Source organism: Thiorhodococcus mannitoliphagus (assembly GCF_010915725.1).
Classification (GTDB): domain Bacteria; phylum Pseudomonadota; class Gammaproteobacteria; order Chromatiales; family Chromatiaceae; genus Thiorhodococcus; species Thiorhodococcus mannitoliphagus.
This window is the reverse complement of record NZ_JAAIJR010000072.1, coordinates 1-12,595: the sequence shown is the minus strand read 5'-3', so window position 1 is coordinate 12,595 and position 12,595 is coordinate 1. Positions and strand designations below refer to the sequence as shown.

At 61.6% G+C, this 12,595-nt stretch carries 9 protein-coding genes and 1 tRNA gene; 7 read left to right on the top strand and 3 right to left on the bottom strand.

The features are described 5' to 3' along the window. The first annotated feature begins 330 nt into the window (after positions 1–330). Genes G3480_RS16380 through G3480_RS16370 form a run of 3 tightly spaced genes read left to right on the top strand, consistent with a single transcriptional unit; the run spans position 331 to position 4,925 of the window. Positions 331–588, top strand: coding sequence for a hypothetical protein (locus G3480_RS16380; RefSeq protein WP_164654965.1), 258 nt, complete (start codon positions 331–333; stop codon positions 586–588). A 12-nt stretch (positions 589–600) separates the two neighbouring features. Beyond that, on the top strand, positions 601–3,720 hold the full coding sequence (locus G3480_RS16375; protein WP_164654964.1) for an ATP-binding protein: 3,120 nt from the start codon (positions 601–603) through the stop codon (positions 3,718–3,720). Next, positions 3,717–4,925 (top strand): response regulator, encoded by a 1,209-nt coding sequence (locus G3480_RS16370; RefSeq protein WP_338114156.1) that lies wholly within the window; start codon positions 3,717–3,719, stop codon positions 4,923–4,925. Before G3480_RS16375 ends, G3480_RS16370 begins: the two co-directional genes overlap by 4 nt. 294 nt (positions 4,926–5,219) lie before the next feature. Here the strand turns inward: G3480_RS16370 and G3480_RS16365 are convergent, their stop codons facing one another. Continuing rightward, the gene (locus G3480_RS16365) at positions 5,220–5,789 is read right to left on the bottom strand and encodes a redoxin domain-containing protein (RefSeq protein ID WP_164654963.1); all 570 of its coding nucleotides are present in this window, start codon (positions 5,787–5,789) and stop codon (positions 5,220–5,222) included. A gap of 148 nt (positions 5,790–5,937) precedes the next feature. On the opposite strand from G3480_RS16365, the gene G3480_RS16360 reads away from it, so the two are divergent. Both G3480_RS16360 and G3480_RS16355 read left to right on the top strand, forming a co-directional pair. Next, positions 5,938–6,267, top strand: a complete 330-nt coding sequence (locus G3480_RS16360; RefSeq protein ID WP_240905869.1) for a hypothetical protein — start codon at positions 5,938–5,940, stop codon at positions 6,265–6,267. Further along, entirely contained in the window at positions 6,264–7,160 is an 897-nt protein-coding gene (locus G3480_RS16355; RefSeq protein WP_240905868.1) for a type I restriction-modification system subunit M N-terminal domain-containing protein, read from the top strand. The genes G3480_RS16360 and G3480_RS16355 overlap by 4 nt, the downstream gene beginning before the upstream one ends. Before the next feature lie 60 nt (positions 7,161–7,220). Here the strand turns inward: G3480_RS16355 and G3480_RS16350 are convergent, their stop codons facing one another. After that, positions 7,221–8,039, bottom strand: a complete 819-nt coding sequence (locus G3480_RS16350) for a glutaminyl-peptide cyclotransferase (RefSeq protein WP_240905867.1) — start codon at positions 8,037–8,039, stop codon at positions 7,221–7,223. Then, the gene (gene uvrB, locus G3480_RS16345) at positions 8,036–10,045 is read right to left on the bottom strand and encodes an excinuclease ABC subunit UvrB (protein WP_164654962.1); all 2,010 of its coding nucleotides are present in this window, start codon (positions 10,043–10,045) and stop codon (positions 8,036–8,038) included. Before uvrB ends, G3480_RS16350 begins: the two co-directional genes overlap by 4 nt. Positions 10,046–10,198: 153 nt before the next feature. Between uvrB and G3480_RS16340 the strand changes: the two genes are divergently transcribed. Next, complete coding sequence (locus tag G3480_RS16340; protein ID WP_164654961.1) at positions 10,199–11,383, top strand: pyridoxal phosphate-dependent aminotransferase; 1,185 nt, start codon at positions 10,199–10,201, stop codon at positions 11,381–11,383. Between the two features lie 127 nt (positions 11,384–11,510). After that, a tRNA-Asn gene (locus G3480_RS16335) sits at positions 11,511–11,586 on the top strand. The last annotated feature ends 1,009 nt before the right edge of the window (positions 11,587–12,595 follow it).

Below are 12,595 nucleotides of genomic sequence, written 5' to 3'. Positions count from 1 at the left end.
GTGCTACTTTTGCAGATGTCATGCAGATATCACGATCGCCCTCGTGATCGTCACCTCCGACGCCGCCGAAGTTTAGAAGCTGTTTGGAAAGCCTCGGTTCGCGATAGTCGATGGGCAGCAGATTGCGCATCGCCGGGTAGGTCGAGCGTCTCGGGTGCTACTGGGCATTCGCCGTCATTGCTGAGGTGACGTAAGCCGTTGAAAAAGGAATTCAAAAACAGCCTTTCAGACCTGAGTCTAGAGTCCTTCAGGCGTTGTACATCAACAACTTCTGAGTGTCTCTGCAGCCTTTTCAATCCGGCGTGTGACTGCATCCCGCAGCCAAGAGGCATGGCCGAGTGTCAACCGCAGGTGATCGGCGCGGGCACGCTGGCTGAGCTCGATCTTTCGAGCGTCCTCGATCTTTCGAGCGTCGATGTCTTCGACGGTCGTCAGGCGCGCCGCCACGCGGCGACGGCCGTCGTCCTGCCACCGGCCTTGGCGACCCAGGTCACCATCATGCATGGCTGTCTGCCTGCCAGTGACTTCCTGGAGATCACCCCTTTGGATTGGATCGGGGTTCTGGCCCTCTTCACGCGGCGCCCTTGACCCCCGTCCGCCATGGTCGATCTGCAAAAGGAGCTCAACTACTATCGTCATCAGTGCGATGAACTTGGTGGTCGGCTGCTGCGCGTGCAGGAGGAGGCGAGGCAGGCGCGACGCGACGCCCAGCGCAATCGCACCCTGGCCCTGATCGTCGAGCAGCTTCATCACTTCGCGCAGGAGAACACAGGCCCTGACACATCCACCAGGACGCTGGAGGACCGGCTGCTGATGCTGATGGTGGAGCGCCTGGGGGTGGACTGCGCGGCGCTCCTCTGCTGGCGACCAGAACAGGGGGTTTATGCGGTGGACACCGGGCTCGGCATCGCGCCGGGTTTGTGTTTTCCGGCTCCCCCGCCTGATGAGGCCAGCCTAGATCCTGTCCCGCCCGCCCCCCTTCTACAGGCGGCCGACCTGGCGAACGGCCTATGGGCGATGGCCCCGCCGTCGCCATGGATTCTGCTGCTGGGACGGCGGCGAAAGGAGCGGGGGGACGGTCTCGCCAACGCGGACCACATCATTGTCGAGGCCGCACTCAAAATCTATACCGCGCTTCTGGAGCAACAGAGAACGACCCAGTTGCTGCGCGAGTCCGAGGCGAATTATCGCGCCCTCTTCGAAGGCGCCCAAGACGCCATTCTGCTGGTCGATATCAAGGACCGAACACTCCTGGGCGCCAATGAGCGGGCGATCGAGTTATTTGCCTGCGCACTGGAGGAACTGCGCCAGCGTCCGTTCGACGCCTGGCTGGTGCCGGCCGATCCGGGTCTCTGGAAACCCATCTGGAAGGGGGTCGTGAGAGGACAGCCGCAACGCATCGAGAGCCGCATCCGCAACGCAACTGGACGGATCCTCTGGACCGAGATCAACCTCAAGCGAATCGAGGCGGCTAAACCTTTGCTCCTGGCCGTGGTGCGTGACATCACCACCCGCAAGCAGGTGGAAAGCGAGCTGGAACGGCACCGTGTGCATCTTGAGGATCTGGTGAAAGAGCGTACGGCCGAGTTGGAGAAGGCCAACCAAATCCTTTCCAACAGTGACCATCGTCTGAACACACTGTTCGAGCTGAGTCAGCATACCCAAGAACTCACGGAGCACGAATTGCTGCGCAGGGGCATCGAAGCGGCAGCGCACATCACTGACAGCCAGGTCAGTTATCTTGATTTCATCAGGGAGGACGGCGAGACCGTTGAGCGAGCGACCTGGTTCAGAGAGGCACTTGCGCCTTCCGACCCGGCCGATACGGATCATCGCCCTGAGTCTCAGGACCCTGTGCGGGCGGATACGCTGCGTATCCATGAACCCATCATCCAGAATGACTGCGAGCACTTGGATGATTGTTTCGGCTATCCGCCTGCCAATCTGCACCTGACCCGCCATCTCGGCGTTCCGATTATCGCGCAGGGTCAAGTCTGCGCGGTTCTGGGCGTGGGCAACAAGCCCTCGAACTATGACGCAACCGACGTGCGCGAGACCCAGCTCATCGGCAATGATCTTTGGCGCATCATCATGCACCGTCGCGCCGAGTTGGAGCTGGCGTTGGCCAAGGAGTCCGCAGAGGCTGCCAACCGCGCCAAGAGTGAATTCCTGGCCACCATGAGCCATGAGATCCGTACCCCGATGAACGCGGTGCTGGGCATGGCCGAATTGCTCCTGAAGACCGATCTCGACGCGCAACAACTGCGTTTCGCGGAAACCATTCACCGCTCTGGCGGGGCATTGCTCGACCTCATCAACGACATTCTCGACTTTTCCAAGATCGAGGCGGGAAAGCTGACACTCGACCCGCATGAGTTCAATCTGCGCACGCTGATCGAGGAGACGGTGCAACTCTTCACCGAGTCTGCTAGCGCCAAGGGTCTGCGCTTAAACGCACGCATTCCCCGCCAGTTACCCAACCTGGTGCATGGCGACGGCGCCCGTCTGCGTCAGATCCTGATCAATCTGATCGGCAATGCACTGAAATTCACCGACCACGGCGAGATCCTGGTGAGCGCGAGCGCGACCATCCGTTACGATGATCGACTGCTCCTCGCCATCGAGGTCCAGGATACCGGTCCCGGCGTCGCCCCCGAGTTCCAGACCACGATCTTCGAGGCCTTCGCGCAGGGGGATGGCTCGACAACGCGCAACCACGGGGGAACCGGACTTGGACTTGCCATCTCCCAACAACTGGCGCAACTCATGGGCGGGGCTCTTCGGATTGACACCGCGGCAGGGCAAGGGGCGTGCTTCATCCTGGAGGTGCAGCTCGATCCCCTGCCGGAGAGTGAAACGCCGAGGCAGGTCGACCCGCAGCAGAACGCCCTATCCGCCGCTTCGCCGTGGACCCGGCTTTCAGGTCGCGTGCTCATGGTTGAGGACAATGTCGTGAACCGCGAGATGGCAATCTTGATGCTGGAAGACCTGGGATTGGAGGTCGTCACTGCCGCCAATGGTGCGGAGGCGCTGCAGGTACTCGAGGATGGTGACACCTTCACCCTGGTGCTGATGGATTGTCACATGCCGGTGATGGACGGTTTCAGCACCACCGAGGCCATCCGTGCACGCGAGCTAAGCTGCACCGATCCCGCGCGGCGATTGCCGATCATTGCCCTCACGGCCAATGTCGAGCAGGGCGTGCGCGAGATCTGCGCCACGTCCGGCATGGACGGCTATCTGAGCAAGCCGTTCAGTCAGGCGCAGTTACGCGCGGCCATCCTCCCCTGGCTCGCGCCCGACGACGCGGTCGTCAGCCCGCGACCTGAGCAGGCCCCCAACGCCGCTCTGGACATCCTCGATCGCTCGCGGCTCGTTGCCATTCGCAGCTTACAGCAACCCGGACAGCCCGATCCGGTGGAACGGATCGTCGGGCTCTACCTGGAGAGTGCCTCGACCTTGTTCGAGCAAATTCAGGGGGCACTGACCGCCGGGGCCGCAGAGGATCTGCGACTGGCCGCTCACACATTGAAGGCCAGCAGCGCCAACCTCGGCGGACAACGCATCGCCGCCCTCTGTCGCGAATTGGAGGAACTGGGGCGAGACGGCCGCCTGAAGGACGCGGAGGCTCGGTTCGTCCAGGTCGAACGCGCGTTCGCTGGCTTCGTCGCAGCGCTCGAAGACGATATGCGGACAGCGAGCCGGGAGGGCTGTTCATGATGCGTGTCTTGATACTCGAAGATGAACCATCGATGGCTGCCTTGCTGGAGCAACTCGTCAAGCACCTGTGGCCGCAAGCCGAGGTCTTTCTGGAGATCAGTGCAGTCTCTGCCCTCGAACAGTGGAGGGCCAGGGGGGCGGATCTTGCACTACTCGACTGGGAGCTTCCGGGGATGAGCGGAATCGAGGTGTTGAAACAGATCAAGCGATCCGAAAGCAAGACCGTTTGCGTGATGGTTTCAGCACATGCCGACCGACACTCGATCCTCGCAGCCGGTGTTCATCATGTCGATGCATTCATCGTCAAACCCTTTGACATCGACGAGGTGAAGACACGCCTCTCACAGATTATGGCCACGCCAAGTCAGGTGCCGCGAACGGACTCTGAGGATCTGACGAAAAAGTTCCTTTCCATTGATGAGTTTCTCGCATTCACCCTGACCCGAGGCACCCTCGGTGTGCCGATCGACCCTGAGTTCGTGAATGCCATCAAAGGAATCCACCATCTCAACGCGGAGGACATGAGATGCCTGCTACAGCGTTGCCAGTGCGATCCGGCGATTGTCTTACGGGTACTGAGTCTGGCCAATAGTCATGGCTACATCCGCGGGGCGGATCCGCTCGAAACCTTCGGTGGAGCACTCCGCTGCATCGGATTGGATGGTCTCATCAACCTCTCAGCGGAAATGTCCTTGCTGCCCGGCAGCGCGCTCAAGCAAGACCTGCTGCGGGCCAAGTATCTGGAACTGCAAAGCGACTGCAACGCCTTGGCCGACATCGTCACGCAATTGAGCGCGAAGGTGGAATTCGATGTCGAGGCGGCGCGGACTGCCTGTCGGCTCTCGCGAATCGGCGAGCTGTCTTTGTTGCCGGTCATGCAGGCGTGGCTGGACTTGGGGCAGAGTCTCGATGAGACACGATGCGCAGCAATTTTGGCGCGCCATGCGGCGCGTGCCGCTGACCGGATCAACAGCCAATGGGCGCTCCCTAACACCACCCACGATCGCATTGGAGCAGTCTCTCTGTTGCCGGCAGGTACCGTCAGGAAAGAGCAGTTGGTGATGCGCATCGCGGGACTTCTACAGGGTGGCGATCCTAACCAGGAGCTACCGCGTCTGCTGGCCCGCCTGGGACTCCCCGCGAGTGCGGTTGAGCCTAAGAAAGTGACCATCAACAACTTCCCCCCTTTCGCAAAGGGGGGCTAGGGGGGATTTCGGGCGGGATCGCTCGTATCGGGAAACAATTGATGGACACGCTCTAAGAAAGTGACCATCAACAACTTCCCCCCTTTCGCAAAGGGGGGCAAGGGGGGGATTTCGGGCGGGATCGCTCGTATCGGGAAACAATTAATGGGCGCTTTCTAAATAGAGCATTTGGGACCTGCTCACCGTAGCACCCTAGGAGTAACAGGTGGAATCCCAGCACAAGGAATAGATCGGCGCCCTTTTTCCTGCCGATTTCGGCCAGATTCGCTGCAAACCGAGCTTAGGCGCCGTGGTTCACAACGTCTTCAGGGCCGCGACGATAGCCTCAGGCTCCACCCGCCGACGGTAGTTCGTGTCCGCGAAGGCGAAGCGCACCACGCCATCGCGGTCGATCACATCGGTGGCGGGAACCGGCAGAACCTCGCGTTCGGCACCGTTGTACGCCGCCAACTCCAGGTCAAAGTTGCGCCTGTAGACGTCGCTCAACGCAGCAGGCACTTCGAAGTAGAGTCCATAGGCGCGCATGACCGAGGAGTCCAGATCGCTCAGGATGGGGAAGGGGAAGCCGTCCTTCCTGACCTGCTCCAGGGATTTGTCAGGTGTCTGCGGGGTGACCTTCGGCCCCTTACCGGCTGCGCGCTCGGCCTGGAATGCCTCAAGGGCCTGCTGGTAGCTGGGCAGGCTGGTTTCGTTGGCCGCGGCTACGGCCCCCAGCAGCAGCAGCAGCAGACAGGCAGCGCTGGCGAGACGGGTGCAGGGGCGGGTGCTGGCATGCGTGGACATGGGATGGGCTCCGGTCGGAATCGTGGAAAGTAAGCCATTGGCCTCGATGAAGAGCAAGGCGCCGCCTCCTGACGCACGCATCCCCGGCAGCACCTGCTGTGCACCCTGGACCGCTCCAAGACAGGTCGTGCCCCACGCCGGCGACCTGGTAACCGGCCACCAAAATTTGCTCGCAGAGCGCGCGACCGAGACCGGCGATCAAGGCAATGGATGCTGAAGCCGTCATCGCATGTTGCTCCAACTCAGAATGGGAAGCGTCGCCGTCTTCGAGCTGTTTACCAGCGACCAAGGCGACACTACATTGGCATTGCTGGCACCCATAGGGGCATGCGACGGCAGCATGGCCTGCACCAAGGACCAAGTCCACACCATCCGCACCTCCGCCGAGGTCAAGGCGCTGCCCAAGCTCGCCACTAGGCGCGAGCATCGCCAAGCATCCTCGATGATCGAGGTGCTAGTCTTGGGCTACGCCGAAGCCCACGGTCTGGCTGCCCCTGCTTCGAATCCGCCCGGAACTCCGGGCTCCAACACGACCAACCCAGCGAACGACCCAGAATGACGGCGAACGCACTCAAAGACATCGAGCAGATCGAATCCAGCCTCTGGGAGGCCGCCGACCAGCTGCGCTCCAACTCCAAGCTGACCTCCAGCGAATACGTGATGCCGGTGCTCGGCATCATCTTTTTGCGCCACGCCGCCAATCGCTACTACGTCGTCAAGGCCGCTATCGAGGCCGACCAGGCGGCGGGACGGATGCCCAAGCGCCCGTTGATCCAGGCCGATTTCAAGAAGCGTCGAGCGATGATGTTGCCGCATGCGGCACAGAAACGACCGCTGCTCGACGCCCTGGCGACCTTCGCCGAGGTGACAACCAAGACGCCACCCGCCGGCAACGCCGAGCAGCACGCCGCCCGGCACGCCTTCGCCCCGCTCGCCGACCGCACCAAGGGGCTGGTCAAGCAGATCGATCTGCTCTACAAGCTCGCCGCCCGCGCCGCGCAGCTCGCCCAAGACCTCGCCGGGGCGCACGAGGCCGCCGCCGAGCGATACGACCGCCGTGCACTCTGCCGCACGCTCAAGCAGCTCGATGCCGAGCGCAAGGTCGCGGTCGAACAGCTCAAGCTCGCCGTCTATGTCCACCGTCAGATCCTCTGGCTCCAGGAGCGCTTCCCCGACGCCGCCTTCGCCGCCGTGCCGGGTCTCTGCAAGGCCGTCACCCGCGCCGAGATCGAGGCCGCCGACTGCAGTCTGACACCGGGTCGCTACGTCGGCGTCGCCCCGCCCGAGGAGGACGAGGGCTTCGACTTCGAGCAGACGCTGAGGGACATCCATGTCGAATTGGCGGATTTGAATCGCGAAGCGGCTGAGCTTGCGGCTAGGATTCAGGAGAATTTCGATGAAATACAAGGGGCGAATTCATTCGCCCTCTCGCCAGTGTTTAAGGGCGACTAGAGTCGCCTCTACGAGGTTTGTCAGACAGCCTCTTAGAGGCAGATCGCAGGTGGAGCGCCCTCAGTTCTGCTGTCCCTCCAGCACCTGAATCTCGTAGAGTCTTGGCCAGTTCTTACCCGTCACGAAGAGCCGGTTCGCATCCGCATCATAGGCGATCCCGTTGAGCACCTGTTCGTGCTTCCTGGAATGCTGCTCCGGATAGAGGCCGCTGAGATCGACATAGCTGACGACCTGGCCGCTCTCGGGGTCGATGCGGGCAATGAGGTCGTTGTGCCAGATGTTGGCCCAGACCTGTCCGTCGATGTATTCGAGTTCGTTCAGGTAGCGCAGGGGCCTGTCCTCGTCCATGACCCTCAGCCGCCGCACGACCCGCTGTGTTTGCGGGTCCAGGAATCTCAGCACCTCGGTCCCATCACTGGCGATCCACTGCCTGCCATCATGCGTCAAACCCCAGCCCTCCCACGCCAAGGTGAAGCTGTGCTCGCGGGCGAAGGTCTCGCGGGCGTAGATGAAGCCCTGATGATTGCGCCAGGTGAGCTGGATGAGCTTGTCGTCCCACAGCGTGATGCCCTCGCCAAAGAACTCTGGTGCCAGCTGGGTCTCCCGCAGGGAGCGCCCGGTGGTGAGGTCGACGCGTCTGACGACTGATTTGCCGTAGCTCCCGGTCCCCTCATAGAGCTGCCCCATGTGGATCGCGAGTCCCTGCGTAAAGGCCTGCGGATCGTGCGGATAGCTGGCGACGACGCGGAAGCCATGGATGGGGCGTGCTGTCGTCCAGGAGCCGTCTGGCGCTTCACCGCAGCTGACGCCGACGCATGCGACGCCAAGGACGAGGCCCAACTGCAGCGCAAGGGGCCATTTGCAGCGTCGGGGGCTCAAGCCGCGAGCCCCCGACCCTGAAGCTCGCGAATCTGATCCCGGACGGCGGCGGCCTTCTCGAACTCCAGATCCTTGGCGTGCTGATACATTTCCTTCTCCAGGGCCTTGAGGCGCTTGGCCATCTGCTGCGGAGTCAGGCTCGCGTATTCGGCAACCTCCTCGGCAACCTTGGCGTACTGGCGTGCCTTCATGGGCGCGCCTGGGGCGGCCCCTTCCATGATGTCCGCCACGGCCTTGCGAATGGTCTTAGGGGTGACGCCATTGGCCAGGTTGGAGGCGATCTGCTTGGCGCGCCTGCGCTCGCTCTCATCGATGGCGCGCTGCATCGAGCGGGTGATCTGATCGGCATAGAGGATGGCCTTGCCGTTGACGTTGCGCGCGGCGCGGCCGATGGTCTGGATGAGCGAGTCGGCCGAGCGCAGAAAGCCCTCCTTGTCGGCGTCCAGCACGGCGACCAGCGAGACCTCGGGCATGTCCAGGCCCTCGCGCAGCAGGTTGATGCCGACCAGCACGTCGAACTCGCCGAGTCGCAGGTCGCGGATGATCTCCACGCGCTCGACGGTGTCGATATCCGAGTGCAGGTAGCGCACCTTGACGCCGTGGTCGTTCAGGTAGTCCGTCAGGTCCTCGGACATGCGCTTGGTCAGGGTCGTGACCAGCACGCGCTCCTTGACCGCCACGCGCAGCGCGATCTCCGAGAGCAGGTCGTCGACCTGACTCAGCGCCGGGCGGACCTCCAGCTCCGGATCCACCAGGCCCGTGGGCCGCACCACCTGCTCGATGACGGCGCCCGAGTGTTCGATCTCGAACTGGCGCGGTGTCGCCGAGACATAGATGGTCTGCGGCTGGCGCGCCTGGAACTCCTCGAAGCGCAGCGGACGGTTGTCCAGCGCCGAGGGCAGGCGGAAGCCGTATTCGACCAGGTTCTCCTTGCGCGATCTGTCACCGCGATACATGCCGCCGAGCTGCGGCACGGTCACATGGCTCTCGTCGATCACCACCATGGCATCCGGCGGCAGATAGTCATAAAGCGTGGGCGGCGGCTCCCCTGGGCCGCGGCCGGAGAGATAGCGGCTGTAGTTCTCGATGCCGGAGCAATAGCCGACCTCCAGCATCATCTCCATGTCGAAGAGGGTGCGCTGTTCGAGCCGCTGCGCCTCCACCAGCTTGTCGTTGTCGCGCAGCCAGGTGAGCCGCTCTTTCAGCTCCACTTTGATGTGATCGATGGCCTTCACGATGATCTCGCGCGGCGTCGCATAGTGGGTCTTGGGAAAGACCGTATAGCGGGGGACCTTGCGCAGCACCTCGCCGGTCAGCGGGTCGAAGAGCGCAAGGGATTCGATCTCGTCATCGAACAGCTCGATGCGCACGGCCTCGGCATCCGATTCCGCCGGATAGATGTCGATCACGTCTCCGCGCACCCGATAGGTGCCGCGATGCAGCTCGATCTCGTTGCGCTTGTATTGCAGCTCGGCCAGGCGGCGCAGGATGGCGCGCTGGTCGATCAAGTCCCCGCGCTTGAGCAGCAGCACCATCTTCAGATAGGCGTCCGGGTCGCCCAAGCCATAGATGGAGGACACGGTCGCGACGATGATGACGTCCTTGCGCTCCAGCAGCGCCTTGGTCGCGGACAGGCGCATCTGCTCGATATGCTCGTTGATGGAGGCGTCCTTCTCGATATAGGTATCCGTCGCGGGGACGTAGGCCTCCGGCTGGTAGTAGTCGTAGTAGGAGACGAAGTATTCCACGGCATTGTTGGGGAAGAAGTCGCGCATTTCCCCATAGAGCTGGGCCGCGAGCGTCTTGTTGGGCGCCAGCACCAGGGTCGGGCGCTGCAGCTGATCGATCACATTGGCGACGCTGAAGGTCTTGCCGGAGCCCGTCACGCCCAGCAGCGTGAGCGCCGCCTCGCCGTCCCTCAGACCTTCCACGAGCCGACGGATCGCCTCCGGCTGATCACCGGCGGGAGAAAAGTCAGAGACAAGCTGAAAAGGCCGATGCGACATCGTGGCTCCTACTTCCGAACGCGCTTTTTCGAAGCGCTTGACAGGGTGGTCGAGACGATCGTTGAACTTGGTGCCGGGGTCGACCCGATTCGCTATTATTGGGAGCCGCACGCAACGAATCCAGCCACAGCAGGAATCTAGAGACATCCGCCGATGACCATCAAACTCGCCGCCCGCGTCCAGGCCGTCAAGCCATCCGCGACCCTAGCCATCACCGCCCGCGCCAAGGCGCTCCGAGCCGAGGGGAAAGACGTGATCGGGCTGGGTGCCGGGGAGCCCGATTTCGACACACCGGACCACATCAAGGAAGCGGCGATCGAGGCGATCCGCTCGGGTTTCACCAAGTACACCGCCGTCGACGGCACCACCGAGTTGAAGCAGGCGATCATCGACAAGTTCAAGCGCGACAATGGCTTGGACTATGGTCACGACCAGATCCTGGTCTCCTGCGGCGGCAAGCAGAGCTTCTTCAACCTCGCCCAGGCGATTCTGGATCCCGGCGACGAGGTCGTGATCCCCGCGCCCTTCTGGGTTTCTTACCCGGACATGGTGCTGCTGGCCGGCGGCGCCCCGGTGCTGGTGCACGCGGGTGCCGATCAATCCTTCAAGATCACGCCGGCTCAGCTCAGGGGTGCCATCAACGACAAGACCCGGCTCGTCGTCATCAACAGCCCCTCCAACCCCACTGGCATGGCCTATTCACTGGAGGAGCTGGAGGCGATCGGCGAGGTGCTGCGCGAGTATCCTAAAGTCGTCATCGCCACTGACGACATGTACGAACACATCCGCTGGGCGTCCTCGCCCTTCGTCAACATCGCCAACGCCTGTCCGGACCTCCTGCCGCGCATCATGGTCCTGAACGGCGTGTCCAAGGCCTATTCCATGACCGGCTGGCGTATCGGCTACGCCGGCGGTCCGGTCGAAGTCATCAAGGCGATGAAGAAGGTGCAGTCGCAGAGCACCTCCAACCCAACCTCGATCTCGCAGGTGGCGGCCCAAGCGGCCTTGGAAGGCCCCCAGGAGTGCATCGGCACCATGCTCAAGGCCTTCATGGAGCGCCACGACTATGTCGTCGAGCGGCTCAATCAAATCCCGGGGATCGATTGTATCCCGACCGACGGCACCTTCTACGTCTTCCCCAAGGTTCAGGAACTCATCGACCGACTGGATGGGGTCAGCAACGACCTCGAGTTAGCCGAGTACCTGATTGAGAAGGCCGGCGTGGCCTTGGTCCCCGGCTCGGCCTTCGGTCTCGGCGGGCACGTCCGGATCTCGATCGCAACTAGCCGCTCCAATCTGGAGCAGGCCCTGGATCGAATCGCCAAGGTGGCGGGCTGAGTCCGGGAGCGAAGATAACCCGAGCCCGGCCGAACGTCGGAGGGGCGTTGTGTTTTGCCCCACCTTTGGCCGCAGCTCGGTCTTGACTCGGAAAAGTTTGATGGCTAAAGTACCCAGCTCACGACATTCCCTGGTAGCTCAGTCGGTAGAGCGGGTGACTGTTAATCACTAGGTCGGCGGTTCGAGCCCGTCCCAGGGAGCCAAAAACGTGAAGGAAATCCTCGTCTTCTAGCGGAGACGGGGATTTTTTATGCCCGCTAGTCAACGGCTCCGGCGCATTCCCGATGCGACGCGGTCCATTGACGAGGCGGAGTTGTGCGGAGTAGTTGACCGATGCGCTGATGGATCGGCTTGGGCGGAACGACATCGAATGAAATTCTAGCCGGTTACGGCCCAGCATTCCCAAGCGTTTCGATACATCGTCTCAAGTAGGACTGACAGTTTACGTCAGTCCTTGACTGACAGTTTGCGCCATCCTTGGCAGACCGAATTTCGGGACGAACGCCTCTCTGACGCCGACTGAGATGGGCCAGCCAGAGGAACACATAACTGACTGATCAGTCGAAAGTATTAACGCTGCTGATCCCAGCATGCCCACCGAAAATCGGCTCGACAGGAGCTTCGGCGGTCAAGGATGGCGTGATTTATGCTGATAGCCTCGACGAAGATTTGCGCACCCACACGGACCGAGATCCATGTCCGGGGGAGGTTCGTCACACTTCACGAATTCGACAGGACGAGCAGGACTCCGCGCGGCGTTCGCCGAGGCAAACCGATTGACCCAACATTCTCGCGTCTTCGATTAACGGAGACGAGACGAGGAAATGGCCGAGGCAAGCACTGCTGATGGTGGCGTTTTGGAGATCAGGCTGACGTTGTCTAGTTCAATAATCGTAGAATCCGTCGCGTGCAATCAGCACGGATTCTGTCTAATTTGCCCTTGGGCTTTTATACGCTCTATGCTTGATGTCTATTTCGTTGACTAGAACGATTCTGTATTCTCTTTTTGCAACTTCGAGGTTGATCGATGAAAAAACCGACATCTAGCGGAATTAGCGCGACGGTGCTGACGCTTAGACGCTGTATAGGAACTAAGTAACTGATTCGCTGTCGAAAAAATCTGAATAACATGGCGATTTAATACGAATGCCCTCTTTTCATTCGGAGGAGATCAAGATGAATTCAGACAATGCCCATACACCTTTACGCTAT